Annotated in this window: 20 protein-coding genes and 1 riboswitch; of the genes, 13 read left to right on the top strand and 7 right to left on the bottom strand. The window is 70.3% G+C overall.

Going from position 1 to position 25284, the window contains the following annotated elements:
* The first annotated feature begins 60 nt into the window (after positions 1–60).
* Together ACQ260_RS06850 and cobF are read left to right on the top strand one after the other, a co-directional pair.
* Positions 61–687 (top strand): TetR/AcrR family transcriptional regulator, encoded by a 627-nt coding sequence (locus ACQ260_RS06850; protein WP_432558672.1) that lies wholly within the window; start codon positions 61–63, stop codon positions 685–687.
* Positions 684–1439 (top strand): precorrin-6A synthase (deacetylating), encoded by a 756-nt coding sequence (cobF, locus tag ACQ260_RS06855; protein WP_432558673.1) that lies wholly within the window; start codon positions 684–686, stop codon positions 1437–1439. Before ACQ260_RS06850 ends, cobF begins: the two co-directional genes overlap by 4 nt.
* A gap of 52 nt (positions 1440–1491) precedes the next feature.
* On the opposite strand, the gene cobN is transcribed toward cobF, so the two are convergent.
* Positions 1492–5100: a cobaltochelatase subunit CobN gene (gene cobN / locus ACQ260_RS06860; RefSeq protein WP_432558674.1), complete on the bottom strand. Its 3609-nt coding sequence runs from the start codon at positions 5098–5100 to the stop codon at positions 1492–1494.
* Between the two features lie 204 nt (positions 5101–5304).
* Here cobN and ACQ260_RS06865 point away from each other — a divergent pair, with 204 nt between their 5' ends.
* The 7 genes from ACQ260_RS06865 (at position 5305) to ACQ260_RS06895 (ending at position 11569) form a co-directional block, all read left to right on the top strand.
* Positions 5305–6501 carry a ferredoxin-like domain-containing protein gene (locus ACQ260_RS06865; RefSeq protein WP_432558675.1) on the top strand — a complete coding sequence of 399 codons (1197 nt, stop codon included), beginning with the start codon at positions 5305–5307 and terminating at the stop codon, positions 6499–6501.
* 10 nt (positions 6502–6511) lie between these two features.
* Positions 6512–7195, top strand: coding sequence for a precorrin-8X methylmutase (locus ACQ260_RS06870; RefSeq protein WP_432558676.1), 684 nt, complete (start codon positions 6512–6514; stop codon positions 7193–7195).
* The gene (locus ACQ260_RS06875; protein ID WP_432558677.1) at positions 7192–8769 is read left to right on the top strand and encodes a precorrin-2 C(20)-methyltransferase; all 1578 of its coding nucleotides are present in this window, start codon (positions 7192–7194) and stop codon (positions 8767–8769) included. Before ACQ260_RS06870 ends, ACQ260_RS06875 begins: the two co-directional genes overlap by 4 nt.
* Positions 8770–8895, top strand: a riboswitch (cobalamin riboswitch). It begins immediately after the preceding gene.
* 31 nt (positions 8896–8926) lie between these two features.
* Complete coding sequence (locus ACQ260_RS06880; RefSeq protein WP_432558678.1) at positions 8927–9616, top strand: energy-coupling factor ABC transporter permease; 690 nt, start codon at positions 8927–8929, stop codon at positions 9614–9616.
* A complete protein-coding gene (locus tag ACQ260_RS06885; RefSeq protein ID WP_432558679.1) occupies positions 9609–9989 on the top strand; it encodes an energy-coupling factor ABC transporter substrate-binding protein in 381 nt (126 codons plus the stop codon). Before ACQ260_RS06880 ends, ACQ260_RS06885 begins: the two co-directional genes overlap by 8 nt.
* Positions 9990–10751 carry a cobalt ECF transporter T component CbiQ gene (gene cbiQ, locus ACQ260_RS06890; protein WP_432558680.1) on the top strand — a complete coding sequence of 254 codons (762 nt, stop codon included), beginning with the start codon at positions 9990–9992 and terminating at the stop codon, positions 10749–10751.
* 8 nt (positions 10752–10759) lie between these two features.
* Positions 10760–11569: an energy-coupling factor ABC transporter ATP-binding protein gene (locus tag ACQ260_RS06895; RefSeq protein ID WP_432558854.1), complete on the top strand. Its 810-nt coding sequence runs from the start codon at positions 10760–10762 to the stop codon at positions 11567–11569.
* On the opposite strand, the gene cobM is transcribed toward ACQ260_RS06895, so the two are convergent.
* Complete coding sequence (cobM, locus tag ACQ260_RS06900; protein WP_432558681.1) at positions 11501–12277, bottom strand: precorrin-4 C(11)-methyltransferase; 777 nt, start codon at positions 12275–12277, stop codon at positions 11501–11503. The genes ACQ260_RS06895 and cobM overlap by 69 nt on opposite strands.
* Positions 12274–13512 (bottom strand): precorrin-6y C5,15-methyltransferase (decarboxylating) subunit CbiE, encoded by a 1239-nt coding sequence (cbiE, locus tag ACQ260_RS06905; protein WP_432558682.1) that lies wholly within the window; start codon positions 13510–13512, stop codon positions 12274–12276. Before cbiE ends, cobM begins: the two co-directional genes overlap by 4 nt.
* A 70-nt stretch (positions 13513–13582) precedes the next feature.
* On the opposite strand from cbiE, the gene ACQ260_RS06910 reads away from it, so the two are divergent.
* The 3 genes from ACQ260_RS06910 to cobA all read left to right on the top strand — a co-directional run bounded on the left by ACQ260_RS06910 (position 13583) and on the right by cobA (position 17999).
* Positions 13583–15649, top strand: a complete 2067-nt coding sequence (locus ACQ260_RS06910) for a putative cobaltochelatase (RefSeq protein ID WP_432558683.1) — start codon at positions 13583–13585, stop codon at positions 15647–15649.
* On the top strand, positions 15649–17016 hold the full coding sequence (locus ACQ260_RS06915) for a cobyrinic acid a,c-diamide synthase CobB (protein WP_432558684.1): 1368 nt from the start codon (positions 15649–15651) through the stop codon (positions 17014–17016). Before ACQ260_RS06910 ends, ACQ260_RS06915 begins: the two co-directional genes overlap by 1 nt.
* Before the next feature lie 227 nt (positions 17017–17243).
* The gene (gene cobA / locus ACQ260_RS06920; RefSeq protein WP_432558855.1) at positions 17244–17999 is read left to right on the top strand and encodes a uroporphyrinogen-III C-methyltransferase; all 756 of its coding nucleotides are present in this window, start codon (positions 17244–17246) and stop codon (positions 17997–17999) included.
* 75 nt (positions 18000–18074) lie between these two features.
* On the opposite strand, the gene ACQ260_RS06925 is transcribed toward cobA, so the two are convergent.
* Positions 18075–18515, bottom strand: coding sequence for a nuclear transport factor 2 family protein (locus tag ACQ260_RS06925; protein ID WP_432558685.1), 441 nt, complete (start codon positions 18513–18515; stop codon positions 18075–18077).
* A gap of 170 nt (positions 18516–18685) precedes the next feature.
* Here ACQ260_RS06925 and ACQ260_RS06930 point away from each other — a divergent pair, with 170 nt between their 5' ends.
* Positions 18686–20464, top strand: coding sequence for a hypothetical protein (locus ACQ260_RS06930; protein ID WP_432558686.1), 1779 nt, complete (start codon positions 18686–18688; stop codon positions 20462–20464).
* A 49-nt stretch (positions 20465–20513) separates the two neighbouring features.
* Here ACQ260_RS06930 and bluB read toward each other — a convergent pair whose 3' ends face one another.
* Genes bluB through ftsH form a run of 3 tightly spaced genes read right to left on the bottom strand, consistent with a single transcriptional unit; the run spans position 20514 to position 25221 of the window.
* Positions 20514–22382 carry a 5,6-dimethylbenzimidazole synthase gene (gene bluB / locus ACQ260_RS06935; protein WP_432558687.1) on the bottom strand — a complete coding sequence of 623 codons (1869 nt, stop codon included), beginning with the start codon at positions 22380–22382 and terminating at the stop codon, positions 20514–20516.
* Positions 22375–23136, bottom strand: a complete 762-nt coding sequence (locus tag ACQ260_RS06940; RefSeq protein ID WP_432558688.1) for a cobalt-precorrin-6A reductase — start codon at positions 23134–23136, stop codon at positions 22375–22377. The genes bluB and ACQ260_RS06940 overlap by 8 nt, the downstream gene beginning before the upstream one ends.
* Positions 23137–23166: 30 nt before the next feature.
* On the bottom strand, positions 23167–25221 hold the full coding sequence (gene ftsH / locus ACQ260_RS06945; protein WP_432558689.1) for an ATP-dependent zinc metalloprotease FtsH: 2055 nt from the start codon (positions 25219–25221) through the stop codon (positions 23167–23169).
* Positions 25222–25284 lie beyond the last annotated feature (63 nt).

Raw genomic sequence — 25284 nt, forward strand, 5'->3', positions numbered from 1 at the left:
CCGAGTATTTGTCACGACTGTGATAGATTCTTTTTAGCACACGTGGGATACATTGGCTCCATGCCCAAAGTCGTGGATGTCGCCGAGCGCCGTGCACTGATCGTGGATGCCGTGTTCCGGCTGGTGGAGCAGGGCGGCGTGGAGGCCGCCTCCCTGCGGAACGTCGCGCGGGAGGCGGGTCTGAACGTGGGCTCGGTGCGGCACTATTTCGAGTCCCATGACGCGCTCATGCTCGCCGCGACCCGGGCGATGGCCGAGCGGGTGACCGCACGGATCGAGGCCCACGGGGAGCGCATCCTGGCGGCGTTCCACCGTGCCGACCACCGGGAACTGTCGGCTGCGGTGGTCGGGGTCTATGCCGAGTTGCTCCCCCTCGACGAACGACGGCGTCGGGAGTGCGCGGTCTGGCTGGCCTTCGTCGAACGGGCCCGGGTGAGCCCGGCCCTGCGCCCTGCGGCGGACGAGATGCATCGGGACGTCGTGCGCCTGACCACGAGCCTGTTGGAGGGAGCGGGCGTGCCGGAGGCCCGGGACCGTGCGGCGCTGCTCACGATTGCCGTCGACGGGCTGACGGTGGCGGCGTTGTCGTGGCCCGAGGACTATCCCCCCGACGTCCAGCAGCGGCTCCTGGCGGTGTTGCTGCGCCAGTCGTTCGCCGGCGCGACGGCCCTAGGATCGGCCGGGTGACGAGCATCAAAGTGATCGGCATCGGCCCCGGCGGCACCGAGCAGGTGACCCGGGCAGCCGTGGTGGCGCTGAACGAGGTCGACGTGTTCCTCGTCGCGGACAAGGGCGGCGCGAAGCGCGACCTCGTCGCGGCCCGCGAGGAGATCTGCGCGCGCTGGATCACCGGGGACTATCGGCTGGTGGAGGTGCCGGATCCCGAGCGCGGGCCGGACGCCGAGCGTGACGCGGCCGCCTACGGCCGCGGCGTGACGGACTGGCATCGGGCGCGGACCGAGCGCTACCGGGCCATCATCGCGGCGGAGCCGGACCTGACGTACGGGTTCCTGGTGTGGGGCGACCCGGCGTTCTATGACAGCACGCTGCGCATCGTGGACGCGCTGGCGGCGGACCTGACGATCTCCTGTGAGGTCGTCCCCGGGATCTCGGCGATCCAGCTGCTCGCGGCCCGGCATCGAGTGCCGCTCAACCGGGTCGGCCGGCCGTTCCTGGTGACGACCGGACGGCGGCTGCTCGAGGACTTCCGCGACGGGCTCGACGTGGTCGTGATGCTCGACGGTCATCTCGCGTGCCGCGGTCTCACGGGTCACGGATTGGAGATCTGCTGGGGCGCCTATCTCGGCGACCCCCGGGAGGTGCTCGTGCGGGGGCCGTTGGACGGCGTGATCGACGAGCTCATCGCGACGCGTGCTGCCCTCCGGGAACGGCACGGATGGGTTATGGACACCTATCTCCTGCGACCCGAGCCCGGCTGACACGGGTTCGCCTGCCGCCCGAACTTCCCGAGTGCCCGGCCCGGCGGCTGTCTCACTCCTCCAGATCGCCCTCGACCTCCAGATAGAGCTGCTGCAGCTGCTGGAGCACCTCGGGATCGGGTGCTGCCCAGAGCTTCCGGTCGACCGCCTCGTGCAGTTTCTCGACCATTCCGCGCAGCGCCCACGGGTTCGCGCGCCGCAGGAATTCCTGGTTCTCTTCCTCGAGGAGATAGGTCGTGGCGAGCTGTTCGTACATCCAGTCGGGCACCACCCCCGCGGTCGCGTCGAACCCGAACAGATAGTCCACGGTGGCGGCGAGCTCGAACGCTCCCTTGTACCCGTGCTTCTGCATCGCGGCGATCCACCGCGGGTTCACGACCCGCGAGCGGAACACCCGCGAGGTCTCCTCCGCCAGCGTCCTCGTGCGAACCGCGTCGGGCACCGTCGAGTCGCCCACATAGGCCTTCGGGTCCGCCCCCGTCAGGCTGCGAACCATCGCGACCATCCCGCCGTGGTATTGGAAGTAGTCATCCGAGTCCGCGATGTCGTGCTCGCGGGTGTCGATGTTCTTCGCGGCGACCTGGATGCGGCGATAGTTGTCCTCCATCGTCGCCCGCGCCGGCACCCCGTCGAGATCGCGGCCATAGGCGAACCCACCCCACGTCGCATAGACCTCGGCCAAGTCCGCGTCCGAGTGCCAGTTGCCGGCCTCGAGCAGGGGCAGGATCCCGGCGCCGTAAGTGCCGGGTTTGGACCCGAAGATCCGGGTGCGCGCCCGTCGGGCGTCCGAGTGCGTCGCGAGATCGGCCTCGGCGTTGGCCTTGACATAGTTGTCGTCCGGCGACTCGTCCAGCCCCACCACCAGCGCCACGGCGTCGTCCAACAGATCGATCACGTGCGGGAAAGCGTCGCGGAAGAAGCCGGAGATGCGGACGGTGACATCGATCCGCGGACGGCCGAGCTCAGCCAACGGGATGGGCTCCAGACCCACGATCCGACGCGAGACCTCGTCCCAGACCGGGATGACCCCGAGCAGGGCGAGCACTTCGGCGATGTCGTCACCCGAGGTGCGCATCGCCGAAGTCCCCCAGACCGACAGACCGACCGACCGCGGCCAATCGCCCGTTTCCGTGCGATAGCGAGCCAGCAGCGAATCGGCCATCGCCCGACCGGTCTCCCACGCCAGCCGCGACGGGATGGCCTTGGGGTCAACCGAATAGAAGTTTCGGCCGGTGGGCAGCACGTTCACCAGGCCGCGCAGCGGGGAACCCGACGGACCGGCCGGGACATAGCCGCCGTCGAGCGCGTGCAGCACCATCGGGATTTCGTCGACCGTCCTCGCCAGGCGCGGCACAACCTCCTGGCACGCGAACTCGAGCGACCGGGCAACGCCTTCGGGGTCGGCGCCTTCCGGGAGACCCGTCAGCAGATCGGGGATCGCCGTGGTGTCCCAGCCGGCGGCAGCGAGGCGGCGTACCAGATCGGCCGCGACCTCCTCGGCACGGTCGGTCTCGCCCAGTTCCGTCGACTCGAGAGCAAGACCGAGCGCGACCCGCAGGCCGGGCACCGCGCCGCCCGACCCGCCGAACACCTGGTTCGCGCGCAGGACCGCAAGGACGAGGTTGACCAGCTCGTCGCCCTCCGGGGCGCGGCCGAGGATGTGCAGCCCATCGCGGATCTGGACGTCCTTGATCTCACAGAGCCAGCCGTCGACGTGCATGATGAACTCGTCGAAGGCCTCATCGTCCGGGCGCTCGTCGAGCCCGAGGTCGTGGTCCATCCGGGCGGCCTGGATCAGGGTCCAGATCTCCCCGCGCAGCGCCGGCGCCTTGGCGGGGTCCATGGCGGAGACGTTCCCGTATTCATCGAGCAACTGCTCCAGCCGGGCGATGTCGCCATAGGTCTCCGCGCGGGCCATCGGGGGCACCAGGTGGTCGACGATCGTGGCGTGGGCGCGGCGCTTGGCCTGCGTACCCTCCCCGGGGTCGTTCACGAGGAACGGATAGATCACCGGCATCGACCCCAGCGCGGCGTCCGGACCGCAGGCCGCCGAGAGCGCGAGGTTCTTGCCCGGCAGCCACTCGAGGTTGCCGTGTTTGCCGAGGTGGACGATCGCGTGGGCACCGAACTCGCGCTCGAGCCAGCGGTACACGGCCAGATAGTGGTGCGTCGGCGGCAGGTCGGGGTCGTGGTAGATCGCGATCGGGTTCTCCCCGAAACCACGCGGGGGCTGGACGAGGATCACGACATTGCCCGCGCGCAGAGCCGCGCCGACGATCTCGTCGCCATCCACGAACACCGATCCGGGTGCCTCGCCCCAGGCCCCGGTGACCTCGTCGACCAGCTCGGCCGGGAGATCCGCGAGCCACCGCCGATAGTCGTCGACCGCGATCCGGATGGGCTGCCCCGCGAGTTGTTCGGCGGTCAGCCATTCCTCGTCCTGGCCGCCGGCCTCGATGAGCGAATGCATGAGGTGGTTGCCCGCGGTGGTCTCGGGGGCTTCCCCGTCCACCGGCACGACCTCACCGGTGCCGGGGATCTCGCCGGGCTCCCCCACGTCATAGCCGGCCGACCGCAGCGCGGCGAGCAGCCGGATCAGGGACACGGGCGTGTCGAGCCCGACGGCGTTGCCGATGCGGGAGTGCTTGGTGGGATAGGCGGAGAGGACGATCGCGATCCGACGCTCGCCCACGGGCACGTGCCGGAGCCGGGCGTGGTTGACGGCCAGCTCGGCCATGCGACGGCAGCGTTCGACGTCCGGAACATAGTGCGGCAACCCGTCGGCGTCGAGCTCCTTGAACGAGATCGGCGCGCCGATGATGCGGCCGTCGAACTCAGGGACCGCGACCTGGGTCGCGACGTCGAGCGGGGACATGCCGTCGTCGCTGCCCGCCCATTCCGCGCGGGACCAGGTGAGGCACAGCGCCTGCAGGATCGGCACGTCGAGCGCGGCCAGCGCCTGCACGTCCCAGCCCTCGTCGTCCCCACCGGCCTGCGCTGTGGCGGGCTTGGTGCCGCCGGCGGCCAGGACGGTGGTGATCAGCGCGTCATAGGTCGCGAGGTGCTCGAGGAGGTCGGCGGAGGCATCGCGGAGGGAGGTGGCGAAAATCGGGACGCCGACGCCACCGGCCGCGTCGATCGCATCCGCGAGCGCGGTGACATAGGCCGTGTTGTCCACGGCCTGTTGGGCCCGATAGAAGAGGATGCCGACGCGCGGACCGCTGCGTTCAGGACGCGGGAGCACGCCCCACCGCGGCTGTTCGGCCACCGGCTCGAACCCGAGACCGTCGAGCAGAACCGTGTCGGACAGGAACGCGTGGACCTGCGCCAGGTTCGCCAACCCGCCCTGTGCGAGATAGAGGTGCGCCTGCGCCGCGACGTTCACGGGCACGGTCGAGAGCTCCATGAGCGCGGCATCCGGCACCTGCTCGCCGCCCACCACGACGCGCGGCAGCCCGGAGTCGACGACCTGGTGATAGGTGTCGGGCAAGCCTTGCACCGACCCGAGAAACCGGAAGACGACCAGAGCCGCGTCAGCGAGCAACTGCGAGAGGCCTTCGGGGTCCACCTTGACCGGATTGGCATAGCCGTAATCCGCGCCGCTCGCCCGGGCGGCGAGCAGATCGGTGTCGGAGGTGGACAACAGCAGAATCCGGGACATGGTTTCCTCTCGCTCGCGGCGCGGCCGAGCCTAGTGGCGCCGGGGCGAAGCGCAACGAATCAGCCCCGACCTACCGTCCGGGCATTCGCGACAAGGGCAAATGTCGGGCCGGGACGCAGGTCGGGGTGGAATTGTCACGCGACCGGGTCGGACCCCCAGGTGAGCAGCAGCGGGTTAGGCTGGCTGGCGTCCCGAGGAGAAGACGTGCCCATACCCCCCGCACATCGCGCTCGCGCCGATCTCTGCCCCGGCCTGTTGCGGCCGTTCCGCGCGGACGATGGCGCGATTATTCGACTCCGACTGCCGGGAGGCGAGGCGCCCGTGGCCGTCCTCACCCGGTTGCTCGAGATCGCGCGCCACGGCGCGGGTTTCCTCCAGCTCACTTCACGCGGCAATATCCAGCTCCGCGGTCTTCCGGATCCGGTGCCGGATGCGGTTGTCGATGCGGTGCTGGCCACCGGCTTGGTCCCGTCCCCCACTCACGAGCGGGCCCGCAACATGGTGGCTTCTCCGCTTTCGGGTCGCTGGGCGCGCAACGCGGCGGCGGGGCCCGAAGCCGTGGCGGATGTGCGTGGCATCGTCGCTGAACTCGACCGGTTGATCTGCGCGGACCCGGAGCTCGCGGGGCTGCCGGGACGCTTCCTGTTCGCCGTTGACGACGGGCGCGGGGACGTGGTCGGTGAGCCCTTCGACGTGGCCTATCGAGCAGTGGACGCCGCGAGCGGGGATCTGTTGATCGCTCGTGCCGCAACGTCGCCGGACGAGGTCCGGATCGCAGCTGCCGAGGCGGCCGGGGCGCTCGTTTCGGTGGCCCGCGCCTTCCAGCGCCAGCGCATCACCTCCCAGCCGATTCCATGGCACGTGCGGGAACTGGGCCATGAACAACGGGCCGCGATGATGGGTTCGGCCGGCTTCGAACCGGGCCGCGCCGACGAGCGGGGCCAGGACGCGGGGCCGATGACCCGGGGTCCTCGCCTCGAGCCCGGAGCCAGTGGACCGCATGCCGTCGTCGGCCTCCCGCTGGGGCGACTCATGCCGACCGGCCTCGACGCTCTCGCAGCCCTCACCGACACCGTGCTCCTCACCCCGTGGCGCAGCATCGTGGTCCCTGATGCCGCTGACCGGCTGCCGGAGCTCGCCGAGGCCGGTTTCGCGACGAGTGCCCGATCCGGGTGGGCGAAGGTCAGTGCCTGCACAGGGGCACCCGGCTGCGCCCGGGCCGCCCACAGCACCGAGTCGGTCGCGCGCGAACTGGTCGCGAGGATTGACGCCGGCACCCTGGCCCTCGCCGATCCGGTCCATCTCGTCGCCTGCGAACGCCACTGCGGTGCGACCGCCGCCCAGCGCCATGTGCTGATCACCAGCGACTCGGGCGCCGACACCGCACTGCTGCTGCGATAATCCCTGCGCTATGTCAGAGACCACCTCGCCCACGAGCGATCCCGCCCGGCCGACGCGCCGCTATCCCTACGAGACGGACGGCACCGAGATCTATCGCCAGTCCTTTGCGACGATCCGTGCCGAGTCCGATCTCACCCGCTTCGACGAGGAGACCGCCACGGTCGTGGTCCGGATGATCCACGCAGCCGGCGACGTCCGCCTCGCCGATCATGTGCACACCCACCCGCGTCTGGTCTCCGCCGCCCGCGCGGCCCTCAACGCGGGCGCCCCGATCTTTGCCGACGCCACCATGATCGGCACCGGCATCACCCGCGCTCGCCTGCCACAGGACAACGCGGTGATCTGCACCTTGCGTGACCCGCGGACGCCGGGGCTCGCGCAGGCCTGGGGCACGACCCGCTCCGCGGCCGCGGTCTCGCTCTGGGCCGACCGGCTCGCGGGTGCCGTGGTCGCGATCGGCAACGCCCCGACGGCCCTTTTTCACCTGCTGGAGTTGATCGCCGACGGCGGCCCCCGGCCAGCAGCCATCATCGGCGTGCCCGTCGGGTTCATCGGTGCGGCCGAGTCCAAGGAAGCCCTCCGGGACAACCCCTGGGACGTGCCGTGGCTCGTGGTCGAGGGCCGGCGCGGCGGCTCGGCCCTGGCGGTGTCGGCCCTGAACGCACTCGCCCGCGAGAATGAGCTGCCCGCGTGAGCGCCCCGAGTCGTGGTGCGACCGGCGAACGACCAGGACAGCTCTTCGGCGTCGGCGTGGGCCCCGGCGATCCGGACCTGCTCACGGTGCGAGCGGCCCGCCTGATCGAGGCGGCGGACGTGGTCGCGTACTTCTCCGGCCCCAGCGGCAACTCCATCGCCCGCTCGATCGCCGAGCCCTGGCTTAGCCCTGGCGTGCGGGAGGAACTCCTGCGCTACCCCGTGACCACGGGCGAGTCGAGGCACGCGGGCGGGTACTACGCCGAGATCGACGCGTTCTACGACGACTGCGCCGAGCGGCTGCGGGCCCACCTGCGAGCCGGCCGCACGGTGGTGGTGCTGGCGGAGGGGGATCCGCTGTTCTACGGGTCCTACATGTATCTCCACGACCGGCTGGCCGCGGAGTTCGGGGCGCAGATCGTGCCCGGGGTCACGTCGGTGAGCGGATCGACGGCCGCGATCGGGTCCGGCCTGTGCCGGCACGAGGACGTGCTGACGGTCCTGCCGGGGACGCTGCCCGTGCCCGAGTTGGCGTGGCGGCTGGCCCAGACCGAGGCGGCCGTGGTGCTGAAGCTGGGGCGGACGTTCGCGGGGGTACGCGAGGCACTGCGCCAAGCAGGTCGGCTGGCCGATGCCTGGTATGTCGAGCGCGCGACCTTCGACGAGCAGCGCGTGCTGCCCGTGACCGAAGTCGACCCGGCCACCGTGCCCTATTTCGCGACCGTCGTGGTGACCGGCGGGGACCGCAGGGCGGACTCCGCCGGCCGGCATGACGGAGCCGGGACGGTCACCGAGGAGCCAACGGAGCGGACGTCGCGAAACCCGGGCGGTCGCGTGCGCATCATCGGCCTCGGCCCGGGCCCCGCGGAGTGGCTGACGCTCGAGGCCCGGGCGGCGCTGGCCGAGGTGACGGATGTGTTCGGTTATGCGCCGTACGTGGATCGGGTGCCCCAGCGCCCCGGTCTGACCCGGCACCCGTCGGGCAACACGGTCGAAATCGATCGGGCTCGGGCGGCCCTCGACGCGGCGCTCGCCGGGAAGGACGTCGCGGTGGTGTCCGGCGGTGACGCCGGCGTGTTCGGCATGGCATCGGCGGTGTTCGAGGCGGCGGCCGAGGCGGCGTACTCCGATCTCGATATCCAAGTCCTCCCGGGCGTGAGCGCCGCTCAAGCGGTGGCCGCGCGGGCGGGTGCGCCGCTGGGCGCGGACTTCGCCGTGCTCTCGCTGTCGGATCGGTTGAAGCCGTGGCCCGTGGTCGCGGAGCGGCTGAGGAAGGCGGCGGAGGCCGACCTGGTGATCGCGCTCTACAACCCCAGGTCCCGCTCACGACCTGGCCAGCTCGCCGACGCCAGGGCCGTGCTCCTGGAAGTTCTGCCGCCCAAGACCGTGGTCGTCATCGGCCGCGACGTGGGCCGGGCGGAGGAATCGTTGACGGTCACGACGCTGGCAGGGTTCGCCCCGGAATCGGTGGACATGAAGTGCCTCGTGCTCATCGGCGCCCGCGGAACCCGGGTGACGGGGACCGGCCGGGTCTGGACCGCCCGGTTCGTGGAGGAGGTCCGGGGGCGGGGGTGAGGTGGCATACTCGGGGCCAGTCATCCGTGCGGTGTGAGGAATCCGGTGCAAATCCGGAGCGGTCGCGCCACTGTGACCGGCCCCAGGGCCGGGAGTCAGGAACTCGGCTCGCACGGCCACGCCGATCGGGACGCGCAATCCCGAGAAGGAGAATCCGATGCATATCGCTGAGGGCTTCCTGCCCCCCGGGCATGCGGTGGCCTGGACTGTCGCCGCAGCGCCGTTCGTGGTGCACGGCGCCCGCCAGGTCGTCAAACTCGCGAAGGACAAACCGGAGTCGCGTCTGCTGCTCGCCGCAGCGGGCGCGTTCACGTTCGTGCTGAGTGCCATCAAGCTGCCGTCGGTGACGGGCTCGTCCAGTCACGCGACGGGCGCCGGCATCGGCGCGATCCTGTTCCGGCCGCCCGTGATGGCGTTTCTGGCGACGATCGTGCTGATCTTCCAGGCGGTGCTGCTCGCCCATGGTGGCCTCACCACCCTCGGCGCGAACGTGTTCGCGATGGGGATCGTGGGGCCGTGGGCGGCGTATGCGACCTATCGCGCCCTGCGCGGAATCCGTGTCGGTGAGACGGTCGCGATCTTCGTGGCGGTCGCGGTGGCGAACATCGCGACGTACGCAACCACGAGCGTCCAGCTCGCGCTCGCTTTCCCTGACCCCGCCACCGGTCTCGTCGGCGCGTTCGCGAAGTTCGCCGGGCTGTTCGCGGTGACCCAGGTGCCGCTGGCGATCACCGAGGGCATCCTGGCCGTGCTGTTGTTCCGGACGCTGGCCCGGATCGCGACCCGTGAGCTCACGATGCTCGGCTTCCGCGCCGACACTCGCGTGAAGGAGGCGAACCATGTCTGAGCAGGCTGCTCGGGACGTGTCGACCAGCAACCGGCGGGGATTCTGGGTCACGGTCGGTCTCCTCGTTGCCTTGGTCGCACTGTGGCTGCTGCCGATGATCGTCGCGCCGGCGCCGAAGGGTGCAGACGAACATTTCCTCGGCACGGACGCCCAAGCCACGGAGATGGTCGAGGACACCGGCTATGAGCCGTGGTTCAACTCGATTTTCGCGCCGGCCAGCGAGGTCGAATCGGGACTGTTCGCGCTGCAGGCAGCGATCGGCTCAGGCATCCTCTTCTTTGTCATCGGCCATTTCCATGGCCGGACGCGTGCAGAGCGCGCGATCGCACAGCAGTCCGTGGGCAGACCCGTCTCCGGCCCCGGCGAGCACTGAATGGCCGGCCTGGTCGTCGACCGGGCCGCTTGGGCCAGTCGCTGGCGCGAGCGGTCGGTCGGCGACAAGGCGCTGCTGTGCCTGGGACTGTTGGCCGTCGCGGTCGTGGCTCCGGGGTGGGTCGTTCCACTGGTGGTCCTGGTGGCGTGCTGTGGGCTGGCGTTGGGGCCGGCCGGGGTGCGCGCGAGCCTTTGGTTCGGGGTGCTTGCCGCGCCTGCGGCATTTCTGTTGACGGCGGCGGCCTCGGTGGCCGTCGTGCTCGGCGGTGATGCCGGCTTCGTGTCCGTCACCGGCGACTCGCTCGCCCGCGCGGGGACCGTGCTCGTGCGAGGGGCCGCGGGAACGGCGGCGGTCTTGTTGCTGGCCTGCACCACGCCGATGGTCGACGTGATCGCGGGTCTGCAGAAGCTGCGGGTGCCGGAGCCCCTGCTCGACATTGCCGCGTTGACGTATCGGCTGCTGTTCGTGCTCGCCGATGTCGCCGTGACCGTTCGGCGGGCCCAGGCCGACCGGCTCGGGCACGACGGTTTCCGGCGGAGCCTGCGCTCGACGGCCCTGCTGGCCTCTGCCCTGTTCGTCCGGTCGTGGGACCGGGCCACGCGGTTGACCGACGGGCTGGCGGGGCGTGGGTTCGAGGGGTCCTTGCGTACGCTCCCCCGACCGCGACGGCACTCGAAGCGGTTCGTCTTGCTCACGCTGGCGGGGCTGACGGCGCTGATCGCGCTGGCCGTGGCGCTCGGTCTGACGGGTGGTGTGCGGTGAGGTTGGGGCTGGCGGGAGTGAGTGCGGGATACGGATCGCATCGCGTCCTCACCGACGTGACCCTGGATCTGAGCGGTCCGCGGACCGCCCTGCTGGGTGCGAACGGGTCAGGCAAGTCGACGTTGCTGCGCGTGCTATCGGGCGGCCACGTGCCGTCCGCGGGGCGGGTGCTCGTGGACGACGAGCCCTTGCGGCATGACCGCACCGGGCTTCGGGCTCATCGGCAGCGCGTGCAGTTGCTGCTGCAGGATCCCGACGATCAGCTGTTCTCCGCCGACGTGTTGCGGGATGTCTCGTTCGGGCCGATGAACCTGGACCTTCCCGAGGCCGAGGTGCGGTCGCGGGTGGACGAGGCGTTGGCAGCGTTGTCGATCACCCATCTCGCGGACCGGCCGACACATCAGCTGTCCTATGGCGAGCGCAAGCGGGTCGCCCTGGCAGGGGCGTTGGCGATGCGGCCGGCCGTCCTGCTGCTCGACGAGCCGACGGCCGGGCTGGATCCCGAGGGCGTTGCCGAGGTGCTGGGGGTGCTGGACCGCCTCGTCGGGGCGGGGACGTCGCTCGTCGCGGCCACCCATGACGTCGAGCTGGCCCTGGCCTGGGCGGACGAGGTCGTGGTGCTCACCCCGGAGGGCCCGCGCCACGGCGATCCCGTGACCGTCCTGGACGACAGCGCGTTGCTCCGCCGTGCTCGGCTCAGTCGGCCCTGGCCGCTGGAGCTGGCCGCCGCGCTGGGCGCCAGTGGTGGTTCATTGCCCAGGAATTTGGCGGAGGTCGTGGCGCTGTTGAAGTCCGGGCCGCGAACTATAGAGATGTGAATCCACGAAGCCCTCCGCGCGCAGGGCTTCACCGACGAGGATCACTGCAGCCTGGGTGAGCCCGTGCGCCTCGACCTGTTCGCCGATATCGCCGAGCGTTCCATGCAGCACGAGTTCCTCGGGCTGGCTGGCGCGGGACACGACAACCACCGGACAGTCCGCGCCATAGAACGGAACCAGCCGCTCGGCCAACTCGCGCGTACGCCGGATCCCCAGGTGAAGGACCAATGTGGCGCGCGTGGCCGCAAAATTCTCCAACGCCTCCGTCGACGGCATCTTGGTGGAGTCCCGCTGGACCCGGGTCAGCACGACCGACTGGGCAACCTCCGGCACGGTCAGTTCGCGGCCGACGATGGCGGCGGCTGCGGCGTACGCGGGCACACCGGGACACACATCCCACGGCACGCCGGCTGCGTCGAGACGACGGGTCTGCTCGGCGATCGCCGAATAGATCGACGGGTCACCCGAGCACAGCCGGGCCACGTCCTTGCCGTCCGCATGGGCCCGGGTCATGACGGCGATCAGATCGTCGAGGTTCAGGTGCTGGGAGTCGACGAGGTCGGCGCCCTCGGGGCAGTGGGCCAAAACTGCGTCGTCGAGATAGGTGCCGGCATAGATGCAGACCTCGCTCGAACCGATCAGCGCTGCCGCGCGGAACGTCAGCAGATCCGCGGCCCCCGGGCCCGCGCCGATGAAATGCACGGTCATGTGTCCCTCTCCACTGCGCTGGCTGGTTTGGTGACGGCCCATTGCACTACTGGACGAGCGGGCTGCCAACCGCGGCGACTCCCCAGGGGCCCGGCGGTGCTCACCTCGAGCCGGACCAGATCACCGCCCAGCCGAGCGTGGTGGTCGAGCAGGAGCGCCTCTGTCTCGAGCGTGACCCCATGCACCACGAGCCGACCGCGGGCCGGCAAGCGGTCCCAACAGGCGCTCAACAGGTCCGGGCTCACGCCGCCGCCCACGAAGATCGCATCCGGATCGGGCAGCTCGGCGAGCGACGTCAGCGACGACCCGACGGTGACCGCGACGTGTGGCACGCCAAGCGTGCAGGCGTTGCGGGCAATCCGGTCGGCGCGCTCGCGGTCTTGTTCGACGGCCGCCACCCGGTTGGCACGGTGGAGCCGCGCCCACTCGATCCCCACCGACCCCGCGCCGGCGCCCAGATCCCAGAGCAGTTCGCCGGGCGCAGGTTGCAGCGCCGCCAGCGCGGCCGTCCGCACGTGCCGCTTGGTCAGCTGCCCGTCGTGCTCGAACGCCTCGTCGGGCAGGCCCGGTGCGAGCCAGCCGGACACGGGACGCTCGCCGGCAGCGCATTCGACGGCGACGATGTTGAGCCGGGGCACATCGTCGGTGCTCTCGACCGCCAGGCCGGTGGCAGTGGTCTCCCGACGGTATTCATCCTCCGTGCCCAGATTGCCCAGAATCGTCAGTCGCGCGCCGGGCACTCCCGCGTCCCAGCACACCGCCGCCACAGCCGCCGGGGAGGTCTCATCCGCGGACAGCACGAGGATCCGCCGCCCCGGAGCCAGGAGACGGCGCAGCGCGTCGACGTCCCGGTCGGCCCGCAACCGCAGCAGGTCCACCTCGTCGGCCGACCAGCCCATCCGAGCCCGGGCCAGCGCCACCGAGGACACCGCCGGGTGGATCCGCACGGCCTCCGCACCGAGGATCTCGATCAGCGTCGACCCGATCCCCGCGACCAGCGGATCGCCACTGGCCACCGCCGCCACCCGCCGCCCCGCACACCGCGCCAGCAGGCCCGGCAGGCCGGCCCGCAAGGGGCTGGGCCACTCGATCAGTTCGGCATCGCCCGCCGTCTTCGCCGCGAGCGCGAGCTGCCTCGCCCCGCCGAGAATGACCTCCGCCTCGGCCAGTGCTCGGCGCCCGGACTCCGTGCAGCTGTCCGGCCCCTCGGCTCCCATGCCCACGACATCGATCACGCACGAGACTGTATTGGACGTCCCTGCAGCGACCAACCGGCGGCAAACGGCCTGTGGCATCATCGGCCCGGTGAGCTCATTCCCCTTCGCGGCCGTCGTCGGTTCCGACGACATGGCCCTGGCCCTGCTGCTGACCACGGTCGCGCCGGAGGTCGGTGGGGTATTGGTCCGCGGCGAAAAGGGCACCGCCAAGTCCACGATGGTCCGCGCGTTGACCGAGCTGCTGCCCGAACAGCAGGTCGTTGTCGGATGTCGCTTCGGCTGCGACCCGACCGCACCGGATCCCCGCTGTCCTGACGGGCCGCACCGGCACGGCGAGACCACCACCCGCCCCGCCCGACTCGTGGAACTCCCCGTCGGAGCGACCGAGGACCGCGTGACCGGATCGCTCGATCTCGAGCGGGCGCTGGGCGCGGGCGTCGCCGCGTTCTCCCCCGGACTGCTGGCCGAGGCGAACCGCGGGATCCTCTATGTCGACGAGGTCAATCTCCTCCACGACCATCTGGTGGATCTGCTGCTCGACGCGGCCGCGATGGGACGTTCCACGGTGGAACGGGACGGTGTGTCTGTTTCCCACGCCGCGCGCATCGTCCTCGTCGGCACCATGAACCCCGAGGAGGGCGAGCTCCGACCGCAGTTGCTGGATCGGTTCGGGTTGACGGTCGAGGTGTCGGCGCCGCGCGAGCCGGGGTTGCGTGCAGAGGTGGTACGCCGCCGTCTCGCGTTCGATGCCGACCCCGAGGGTTTCACCACGCGGTTCGCTGCCGAACAGTCCGCCCTGGCCGAACAGATCCGAGCAGCCAGGGCCCTGCTCCCCCGCGTCGCGCTGGATGACTGGGCCCTGGACAGGATTGCCACGGTGTGCGCCGGGTTCGAGGTCGACGGAATGCGCGCCGACATCGTCACCGCGCGTGCCGCGACGGCCCATGCCGCGTGGGCCGGGCGAACACGGGTCACCCGTGCGGACATCCGCGCCGCAGCGCGGCTCGCCCTCCCCCATCGCCGCCGACGCAACCCGTTCGACGCGCCCGGCCTGGACGAGGACCTCCTCGACCGGCTCCTCGGAGACGACGACCAACCCGACCCGCCGGACGGCCAGGTCCCGGATCGCGATGAGGAACAGAACCAGGACGACGACCGGCTAGGCGAGCGGGCCGAGCAGGACGCGGACGCCAGCACGCCCGAGGCATCCGCCGACCACCGCCCGGAGCGGGATGGGCCCGACCCGGAGCAGGATAGTCTCAGCGGGCCGGCCGGCGAGAGGAGCGACGACGCCGGGGAGCATCCCGACGCCCCGGCAGGCGCTGCACCGATGGGCGTGAGTGAGGCTGCCGATCCGTTCCGCGTCCGTCTCTTCGCCGCGCGCGGGATCGGCCGGGGCGCGTCGGGGCGCCGCAGCCGGGCCCTGACCGAACGCGGCCGCACGACCGGCACGCGCCCCCGGGCGGACGGACCCGTCCATCTCCCGGCCACCATCCGCGCCGCTGCTCTGCATCAGGGCGCCCGCGGTCGCGAGGACCGTCTGCTGTTCACAGCGGCCGACCTGCGTCGCGCCACGACCGAGGGACGGGAGGCCAACCTTCTGCTGTTCTGCGTCGATGCGTCCGGCTCGATGGCCGCTCGGCGGCGGATGGAATCGGTCAAGACCGCGATCCTCTCGCTGCTGCTGGACGCCTATCAGCGCCGCGATCGGATCGGGCTCGTGTCCTTCCGCGGCGCTGACGCGGAACTGCTCCTCCCCCCGACTTCGTCCGTGGAGGCAGCGGCCACGCGGTTGTCCGAGATGCCGCACGGTGGGCGTACTCCGTTGGCCGAAGGCCTGTGGCGCGCCGCCGAAACCCTTCGCCTGGAGCGCATCCGAGATCCCCGCCGACGGCCATTGCTCGTCGTCATCACCGACGGCCGCGCGACCGCCGGGCCGGACGCCCTGACCCGGGCGTACACCGTTGCCGACCTCATCCGCGGCACCGGCGTCCCTGCGCTCGTTATCGACTGCGAGACCGGCCGATTCCGCCTGGGGCTGGCCGCAACGCTGGCAACGCGCCTCGGCGCCGAGCACGTGGCTCTCGAGAACGTCGGCGCCGACGCGATCCTGGGCGCCGTGGCCGGTGTCCGGACCCCTTTCGAGGCTGCCTGATGCGCTTGCCGCGGCTGGTCATCGGAGCGCCGGCGTCCGGCCATGGCAAGACGACGGTCGCTTCGGGGCTCATGGCTGCATTGCGGGCCCGCGGGCACGAGGTGGCGCCCGGGAAGGTGGGGCCGGATTACATCGACCCCGGCTATCACTCCCTCGCCACGGGCCGCCCCGGCCGCAATCTCGACCCGGTCCTGTGCGGCGAGGAGCGGATCGTGCCACTGCTGCTGCACGGCGCGCAGGGTGCGGATCTGGCCGTGATCGAGGGCGTGATGGGCCTGTTCGACGGGCAATTCGGGACCGACGGCTTCGGCTCGACCGCGCACGTCGCCCGGCTGACGTCCTCGCCGGTGGTGTTGGTGGTGGATATTTCGCACACGTCGCAGACCGTCGCTGCCTGGGTCCATGGGCTCGCGACGTTCGACCCCCGGTTGCGCGTCGCCGGGGTCATCCTCAACAAGGCGGGCTCGCCCCGGCATGCATCGGAGGCCGTGCGGTCGCTCGAGGCGACGGGCGTGGAAGTCCTCGGCGTGCTGCACCGAGACTCGGGAATCGTCGCGCCGTCGCGGCACCTCGGCTTGGTCCCGGTGGCAGAGCGGGCCGAGGCCGCCGGCGAGTTGGACCGGCTCGCGACGCAGCTCGCAGCCGAAGTCGACCTCGACGCGCTGCACGCGATCGCACAGTCGGCGCCGGATTTGGCGGCCGCGGCCTGGGACCCGTTGACCGAGGTGACCCGTGTTGCCGGCGAGCCGACGATCGCGGTGGCCGGAGGCCGCTCGTTCACCTTCCGTTATCCCGAGAATGTCGAGCTGTTGACCGCCGCCGGCTGCCGGGTGGTCGAGTTCGACCCGCTGACCGACGCGCGGCTCCCGGCGGACACCGCCGGGATCGTGGTGGGGGGAGGGTTTCCGGAGGTGTACGCCGAGTCGCTCGCCCAGAACGTCTCACTCACGGCGGACATTGCTGCACGGGTGCGCAGCGGCGTGCCCACCATCGCCGAATGCGCCGGCCTCCTCTATCTCGCGCGCAGCCTCGACGGCCACCCGATGGCGGACGTGGTGGCGGCGCGGGCGGCCATGGACCCCAAGCTGGTGCTCGGCTATCGGACCGGAATCGCTCCGATCGATTCGGTTGTGGCGGTTGCCGGCACCCGCGTCAAGGGCCATGAGTTCCATCGGACCCGGCTGTCCCCTGCTGCAGGCGCGGCGCCGGCGTGGCTGCTGGACGGACGAGCGGACGGGTTCGCGTCCGCCTCGTTGCATGCTTCCTATCTCCATGTCCATTGGGCCGGATTTCCGGACATCGCCAGCCGATTCGCCGCGGCTGCGGCAGCCTGTCGTGAGCATCCCCGACAAGAAAGTGCGCAATGACCCTGGAGCTCGATGTCACCGGCAGGCGAATTCTCCTGCGCGGCTGCAACGACCGCACGGCCGCCCTGGCGGTCAACCTGCTCAGTCAAGGCGCGGTTGTCGGGGTGGACGCGGGGCAGCTGACCACAGCGGTCGCTGACCTCATGGCACGGGGGCTGATCAGTCAGGCCGAGGGCGCGAACTACGGCGAGTTCGACCTGATCATCGGCGTGGACACGCGGGCCACGATCTCCGCAGCCTCCCGTGACGAGGGCCGGGTGACGCTGGTCGGAGGGGGCCCCGGGAACGCCGGGCTGATCACGGTGGCCGGTCTGGATGCGCTGCAGCGGGCGGACGTCGTGGTGTTCGACCGCCTCGCGCCGCTGTCACTGTTGCAGGATCTGCCGGCACGCCTGATCGATGTCGGAAAGATCCCGCACGGACCACAAACGACGCAGGAGGCGATCAACGACATCCTCGTCACGGAGGCCCGCAAGGGCCAACACGTGGTCCGGCTCAAGGGCGGCGACTCGTTCGTTTTCGGCCGAGGCAGCGAGGAGTGGCAGGCGTGCACCGACGCCGGCATCGCCGTCGCCGTCGTTCCCGGGGTGTCGTCCGCGATCGCAGCGCCCGAGCTGGCGGGCATCCCCGTGACGCATCGCGGCCTGACACAGGGCTTTACTGTCGTGTCGGGGCACGTCCCGCCCGGCGACCCGCGCTGCAGGCTCGACTGGTCCGCACTGGCGAGGACCGGAACAACGCTCGTGGTGCTGATGGGAGTCAAGAACCTGGCAACGATCGCGGACACGCTCGTGAGGCACGGCTTGGCGGCAGACACCCCCGCCGCCGTGGTCGCCGACGCCGGGCTCCCGAGCCAGAAGGTCGTGAAGGCGCCGGTCGCCGACATCGCCGACGCGGCTGCGGGTGCCAGGATCTCTCCCCCGGCCGTCACCGTCATTGGCGATGTCGCCGGACTCGATCTGGGCGTGGTCGGCACAGACTGAACCCTGGCCGTAGCTGCCCTCGGAGCGGCGTCGTCAGAGCGGCGTCGTCAGAGCGGCAGCCGCGGAGCGGGGCTCTCAGAAGGGTGGCAGTTCGCCCTCGCGGGGAGTGACCCTGAGGTCCGCCTCGTCGATCGCCACGTCGTTGATGCTGGCCTCGCGGCGACGCATATAGCCTAGTTCGTCGAACTCCCAGTTCTCATTCCCATAGGAACGCCACCACTGTCCGTTGGCGTCGCGGGACTCGTACTGAAAGCGCACCGCGATCCGGTTGTCGCTGAACGCCCACAGGTTCTTCCGCAGCCGGTAGTCCAGCTCGCGCTCCCACTTGCGGGTCAGAAAGGCGACCACCTCGTCGCGACCGCGGACGTGTTCATCGCGATTGCGCCAGACGGTGTCAGGACTATAGGCCCCCGCGACGCGCTCGGGATCGCAGGTGTTCCATGCGTCCTCGGCCGCCTGCACCTTGGCGCGGGCGGTTTCCTCGGTGAACGGGGGCAGTGGTGGACGGGGGTCCATGTCAGTCCTCCTTGACTTCGGGCACTGGGGATGAGCTTGTCATGGGGCAGTGACGAAGCCCGGGCGGGTCTCCGTCGTCTTCGTGCACTTGCAGCATACCCCTTGTTTTCGATCTTATGTTCGATTATTATTGAGGTGTCATCGCCCACCACACCCCTCAGGAGCCCACGATGACCACCACTGCGCAGCCGCTCTCGGAACCCGAGCCGCAGGAGCCGACCGTTCCGTCATCCCCACCCGATCCTGACCCCCACGCGCCGGCAGATGCTGGCGCAAACACTCTGAACCCGAACCTGCCCTCGGCAGTCGAGCAAGCACTCGAGGATCTGCTGGAAGAGCCGAACTTGGCCGCAACCGTGATCCCCGGCGGGTTCAAACCCACCAAGCTGCAGATGCTGGACGCGATCATCGCGGCGAAGAATCGTCAACGGGCGGCCGAGATCGACCAGTTGGCGCTGGTGTCCGGATTGTGTGATGCCTACTCGTGTCTGGAACCCAACCCCGGCGGGGATGCCGAACCAACCGCCCGGGTGCTGTTCGGTGAACACCTCCTGCCGCCTTCCATCGACGGCTTGCCCGCGATTGCTGAATTCTTCGGCCACGAACTCGGCCCTGCTCTCGGCATCTCCCCCGATGCCGCCTGGGTGTTGGTCTGGGATGTGCTCGCCCTGCGCCACCGGCACCCGATCCTGTGGGAACACACCCTCACCGGCAAGGTCGAGACCTGGCTCGCCCGCAAGGCTGCCAGCGCCTGTCGATCCTTGCCCGCCGATCTCGCCCGCCAACTGGACGCGGACCTCGCACCCCGCATGCCCGGCTGGGGCCCCCGAAAGACCATGACCGAGGTGCGTGCCGCCCGCGCCCGCTTGGACCCCGAAGCTGAAGCCGAACGTCAGCAGGCTCGACGATCCCGCCGGGCCGACTTCACCCCACACGAGGATGCCGACGGCATCACCCGCCTCGAAGCCCTCCTGGACGCCCTCGACGCCCTGCACCTGTCCGGAACCATCAACACCCTTGCCGACATCCTGAAGAAGGGTGGCGCCACCGGCACGGCCGACGAACTCCGCGCCGTGGCTCTCGGCCACCTCGCCCATCCCGACCGAGCCGCCCGCCTCCTGCAACCCGACCTGCTCGACGGCGCCGCCGTCACCCCCGACGGCCACATCATCAACACCGCTACCGGCGACGTCGTCACCGACCGCGACCGCCAAGCCCGCTGCCGCCACGGGGCCCAGTTCATCATCCACCTCAACGGCTGGGACCTGGCCGCAGGAGGCGGAGCAGAGGTTGAGGGCATCGGCAGGATCACCCATGGCCACCTGCACGACCTGCTCGCCTCCTGCACCGGCCGTGTCATCGTCCGGCCCGTGGCCGATCTCGCCGCCCCCATGGCCGTCTCGGCCTACCGACCCTCACCCGAAATGGTCTGGCGAGTCAAACTCCGCGACGGCCGCGAGATGTTCCCTTACAGCCAACGCACCGCCCACTCCCGCTGGGTCGACCTCGACCACACCGACCCCTGGAAACCAGGCGACGAAACGTGCACCACCAACCTGGGCCCGAACGCTCGTCGCACCCACCGTGCGCAGACCCACGGCCGCTTCACCACCGTCCAGGAGTCCGCGGGCACCTTCAGGTGGACGACGCCGCTCGGCAAGACCTACTGGACCAACTGCCACGGCACCTTCACCACACCACCCGCAGATGTGGTCTCCAACGAGCCCTGCCACACCACCGAGACCGTCCTGGACAATCTCCTCCGCGCCGCAGCCGCTCGGACACCCGATGCGGGCCAGACCACCCGACAGCGCGCCCGCGCCGCGCACCGCGCGTTCCAACAGGAACGCGCTGGGGTCAAGGCCACCACCGAGCAGGACCCGCAGACGCCGCTCGCGGACGACGATCCCTGGAACCCCGGCCTCAACGATCAGCCCCCGCCCTTCTGATGACCCGCGAAGACCGCATCGTTCCGCGCCGATCGGAGCGCCGGGCGGGTCAACGGCTGTCGGAACCCGTGCGTCCCGTGTGCTCGCGTGCCCGCAGTGCTTGGATCAGCAGGCTCGCCGCCATACAGCCACCAACGCCCTCGCCGGCCCGCAGCCGAAGTTGGAGAATCGGTTCGAGCCCCAGGTGTCGCAGCACTTCTCCGTGTGCCTGCTCCCGGCTGACTTGGCCGGCGACGAGGTACGCCTGCACAGCCGGTTCCACCCGGGTGGCGAGCAGTGCCGCGACGGAGGTCGCGAGTCCATCGAGGACGACGGTCGTCCCGGTCTCGGCGGCGCCCAAGGTCACGCCCATGAGCACGGCGAATTCAGGCCCACCGACCGCCGCGAGCATCCGGATCGGATCATCTTGGCGATCCAGGCCTGCGCGGGCCAGTGCGGCCTCGACCACCGCAGTCTTCGTCGCCATGATCGCGGCATCCGAGCCAGCGCCGAGGCCCACCGTTCGGGCCGGAGGCAGACCGGTGAGCGCGCTCGTCAGCGCTGCGGCCACCGTGGTGTTGCCGATGCCGATCTCACCGAGCACCGCCAGTCCCGTCAGCTCGCGCCCCAGCGCTCTGCCGTGGGCCACGAGGGATTCCACGTCCGCCGGCGTGAGTGCATCGGCGTCACGGAGATTGCCCTGCAGATCCTTCGGTCGGGCCGTCACGATGCGCACGGCGCTCTCCACCTCCGCCCGGTCGGCGACTGCCGCTGGCCCTCCGCGGACCCCGGCATCCACCAGGAGCACGTCGAGCCCGGCCGTGCGGGCCGTCGCCGCGCCGAGTGATTGGCCTGCGGCCGCTGCATCGAAGACCTCGACGGTGTTGCTCACCGGATAGGCGCTGACCCCCAGCTCCGCCACGGGATGGTCGGCACCCACCAGCACAAGCGTCCCGTCGGTCGGCGACGAGCCTGTCGCCAGCAGGCGGTTGAGCGCCCGGTCGAGCACCCCCAGGGATTCCGGCGGCGTCAGCAACCGGTCGGCGTCATCGGTGACCGCCACCAGCCGTTCGGCAGCAGGTGCCCGAAGTGCACCGGACGGTGTCGGGGCCGTGCCGTCGTCATCGATTGTCCGCAGGTGCGACACCGGCGCCGACGGCGCCGCGGCCTCATCAACCGGCCAACCATCACGGAGCACCACCTCGTTCAGGGGCAGCTTCGACGACCAGGCATGCCGCTGCAGTCCGGGCTCGGGCGGCAACTCGTCCGGCCACCCCAGACACAGCCACCCCAAAGTCTCCACGCCCTCAGGCAGCCCCAGGAGTTCGCCCAGGTCAGCCGGCTCGAAGAGCGTCACCCACCCCATCCCGACCCCGTGGGCGCGGGCGGTGAGCCACATGTTCTCGATCGCGCAGGCGCAGGACCACAGGTCCGTGTCGGGAAACGTGGCACGGCCGAGGACGCCGGCGGCCGGTGTACGCCGATCACACGCCACCACGATCCCCACCGGAGCCTCCCGCAACCCCTCCAGCTTCAGGTCGAGAAGGCGGCGGGCGCGGTCGGGGGTGAGTTGGTAAGCCTGCTCCAGTCGCATCCTGTCCGCGAGGACGGCGGCCCGGTCGCGCAGAGCCGGATCGGCCACCACTATGAACCGCCACGGCTGGGAGTGCCCGACGGAGGGCGCTGCATGGCCGGCGGACAGGATCGCCTCGAGCACGTCATCCGGCACCGGGTCGGGCCGGAACCGCCGGATGTCCCGCCGCGATCGCAGGATCCGATCCAGCGCGTCGATGTCGGCTCTGTCGAACGCCCACCCACGGGGGTCCGCGGCGCGCGCGGCAGCGGCGGAGGTGTCGCCGACAACCGGAACCGGGCGGGTCCAGTCGGTGCGGGGTGTCACCGGCAGCCCGCCGGATCCGTGCGCGACCGGGTCAGTCATCGCGCTCCTCCGCAAGCAGCTCGAGCACCAGCAGCTTGGCAGCGCGGACATCCTGCACGATGACCGACGCCCGCTCCGCGGGCCGGGACACCATCACGACGGGGATCCCCAACTCGGCAGCGACATCAAGCTTGGCCTCGGTCAGCGCCCCACCGGAATCCTTGCTCACGAGCAGATCCACGTCATGCTCCATCATCAGGGCCCGTTCGCTCCCCGCGTCGAACGGTCCCCGGGTCTGCAGGATCGTCCACTTCGGCCAGGCCTCCTCGGGCGGCTCGACGAGCCGCACCAGCGCCCACTTGTCCTTCCACCCGGCGAAGTGGCGCAACCCCTGGCGTCCGGTGGTGAGGAACGGCCGCTCCCCCAACCGGGCCATCGCCCCGGGCGCGTCCTCGATCCGGTCGACCCACGTCCACTCGTCGGCCCGGGGATGCTCGCGCCAGCCCGGCCGCAGCAGCCGCAACAGCGGCACGCCCGCCTGCTCGGCAGCGTCCACGACGTGGTCCGACATCACAGCGGCGAACGGATGAGTGGCATCGACGAGGACGCGAACCCCGTGTGCCTCCAGGAATGTCGCCAGACCCTCCACGCCGCCGAACCCACCGACGCGCACCTCGCCGGCCGGCAGCGCGGGGTTGCTGACTCGTCCGGCGAGGGACGACACCACCCGCACCCCGGCAGCGACCAGCTGTTCGGCCAGGTCACGCGCCTCCCGGGTCCCGCCGAGCAACAGCACATCGCAGGGATCAGCCATGCCCCGCAATCTAGTCGGTTGGTCGCCGGTTCAGCCGGATACCTGCGGGCCGCGGGGCCCTTCGCCCTGGGGGGTGTCACCACCGGGCTGATAGGGCGGCATCGGCCCCTGCCCACCGGTCTGACCGGGCGGCAGTTGCACGCCCCCGGCCGGGTGCGGCTCCGCCGGCAGTTCGGGCTGCGGGGGTGGCGTGACGGGCGGGATCTGCGACGGCTTGCGGAGGTCGGATCCGGTCCAGGCCGGCCGCTTGGGCCACTTCTTCAGCGCCTGGAAGATCAACGCGACCTCGTGCTTGTCGAGCGTCTCCTTCTCGAACAGCTGGCGCACGAGCTCGTCGAGCACGTTGCGGTTGGCCTCCAGGACGTCGAACGCCTCCTGGTGCGCGGTCGCGATCAAGGTCTTGACCTCTTCGTCGACGATCGCGGCAACCTGCTCGGAATAGTCACGGCTGTGGTTGCCGCCCATCTCCATCCCGAGGAACGGCTCCGCGTCACCGCGCCCGAGCCGGATGGCACCGATGCGGTCGCTCATGCCGTACTGGGTGACCATCGCGCGCGCTACCGCCGTCGCCTTTTCGATGTCGTTCGAGGCCCCGGTGGTCGGGTCGTGGAAGACCATCTCCTCGGCGGCGCGGCCGCCGAGCATGTACGCCAACTGATCCAGCAGCTCACCACGGGTGTTGGAGTATTTGTCGTCCTCCGGCATCACCATCGTGTAGCCCAGAGCTCGCCCCCGCGGCAGGATCGTCACCTTCTGCACGGGATCGGTGCCCGGCATGGCCGCCGCGACCAAGGCATGGCCGCCCTCGTGATAGGCCGTGATGAGTCGTTCCTTCTCGGACATCAGGCGGGTGCGCCGCTGCGGGCCGGCAATCACACGATCGATGGCTTCGTCCATGTCGTCGGCGGTGATCATCTTGCGGTTGGACCGCGCGGTGAGCAGCGCCGCCTCGTTGAGGACGTTCGCGAGGTCCGCACCGGTGAAGCCCGGGGTCCGCTGTGCGACCGCCTTGAGCTCGACCTCCTCGGAGATCGGCTTGCCCTGTGCATGGACCTTGAGGATGTCCCAGCGACCCTTCATGTCGGGCGCGTCGACCTGGATCTGTCGGTCGAACCGGCCTGGTCGCAGGAGCGCCGGGTCGAGCACGTCGGGCCGGTTGGTCGCGGCGATGAGGATCACGCCGCCGCGGACGTCGAAGCCGTCCATCTCGACCAGCAGCTGGTTCAGGGTCTGCTCGCGCTCGTCGTGGCCGCCGCCCATGCCGGCCCCGCGGTGACGGCCGACGGCATCGATCTCGTCGATGAAGACGATCGCCGGGGCGTTGTCCTTGGCTTGTTCGAACAGGTCGCGCACGCGGGACGCACCCACACCGACGAACATCTCGACGAAGTCCGAGCCGGAGATCGAGAAGAACGGCACCCCGGCCTCCCCTGCGACCGCTCGGGCCAGCAGCGTCTTGCCGGTGCCGGGCGGGCCATAGAGCAGGACGCCCTTGGGGATCTTGGCGCCGACGGCCTGGAACTTCGTCGGCTCGGCCAGGAACTCCTTGATCTCGTGGAGTTCCTCGATGGCCTCCTCGCAGCCCGCGACATCGGCGAAGGTGGTCTTCGGCGTGTCCTTGGAGGTGATCTTTGCCTTCGACTTGCCGAATTGCATCACCCGCGACCCGCCGCCCTGCATGGAGGTCAGCAGGAAGAAGAAGATCACACCGATGAGCAGGAACGGCAACAGCGACGGCAGCACATAGTTGAAGAATCCCGGCTGCGGCACCCGCACCGCATAGTGGCCGAGCGTCCCGGCGTCGGCGCGCTCCTGGAGTCGCTCGGCGATGGCCACGGCCTGGTCACCGACCCAATGGGCCTTCATCTTCGTGTCGTCGTCCACCGTGACCCGGATGACCTGCTCGTTCTCGACGAGCTCGACCTCCTGGAGTTGGTCGTTGCCGTTGATCTTGGCGACGACCTCCGACGTGGGCTTCTCCGCAAAACCATCGGCACCACGCACGAGATCGAGGACGATGAACAGCGCGAAGATGCCGATGATGATCCAGAACAGCGGCCCGCGAAAGATTCGAGAGAGGTTCATGACCTGCCTAAGGAGGGACGTTGAAGCATCACGACCTTACCCGGACACACCCAATGATGCGCT

Origin of the sequence: Ammonicoccus luteus, from assembly GCF_050880385.1 — a bacterium.
Classification (GTDB): domain Bacteria; phylum Actinomycetota; class Actinomycetes; order Propionibacteriales; family Propionibacteriaceae; genus Enemella.

Coding starts and splice junctions, on each gene's coding strand:
- cbiQ (WP_432558680.1), top strand. CDS start 9,990: ATGGCCGGCCTGGTCGTCGACCGGGCCGCTTGGGCCAGTCGCTGGCGC.
- ftsH (WP_432558689.1), bottom strand. CDS start 25,221: ATGAACCTCTCTCGAATCTTTCGCGGGCCGCTGTTCTGGATCATCATC.
- ACQ260_RS06915 (WP_432558684.1), top strand. CDS start 15,649: ATGCGCTTGCCGCGGCTGGTCATCGGAGCGCCGGCGTCCGGCCATGGC.
- ACQ260_RS06850 (WP_432558672.1), top strand. CDS start 61: ATGCCCAAAGTCGTGGATGTCGCCGAGCGCCGTGCACTGATCGTGGAT.
- cobM (WP_432558681.1), bottom strand. CDS start 12,277: ATGACCGTGCATTTCATCGGCGCGGGCCCGGGGGCCGCGGATCTGCTG.
- ACQ260_RS06870 (WP_432558676.1), top strand. CDS start 6,512: ATGTCAGAGACCACCTCGCCCACGAGCGATCCCGCCCGGCCGACGCGC.
- bluB (WP_432558687.1), bottom strand. CDS start 22,382: ATGACTGACCCGGTCGCGCACGGATCCGGCGGGCTGCCGGTGACACCC.
- ACQ260_RS06930 (WP_432558686.1), top strand. CDS start 18,686: ATGACCACCACTGCGCAGCCGCTCTCGGAACCCGAGCCGCAGGAGCCG.
- ACQ260_RS06940 (WP_432558688.1), bottom strand. CDS start 23,136: ATGGCTGATCCCTGCGATGTGCTGTTGCTCGGCGGGACCCGGGAGGCG.
- ACQ260_RS06885 (WP_432558679.1), top strand. CDS start 9,609: ATGTCTGAGCAGGCTGCTCGGGACGTGTCGACCAGCAACCGGCGGGGA.
- ACQ260_RS06925 (WP_432558685.1), bottom strand. CDS start 18,515: ATGGACCCCCGTCCACCACTGCCCCCGTTCACCGAGGAAACCGCCCGC.
- cobN (WP_432558674.1), bottom strand. CDS start 5,100: ATGTCCCGGATTCTGCTGTTGTCCACCTCCGACACCGATCTGCTCGCC.
- ACQ260_RS06880 (WP_432558678.1), top strand. CDS start 8,927: ATGCATATCGCTGAGGGCTTCCTGCCCCCCGGGCATGCGGTGGCCTGG.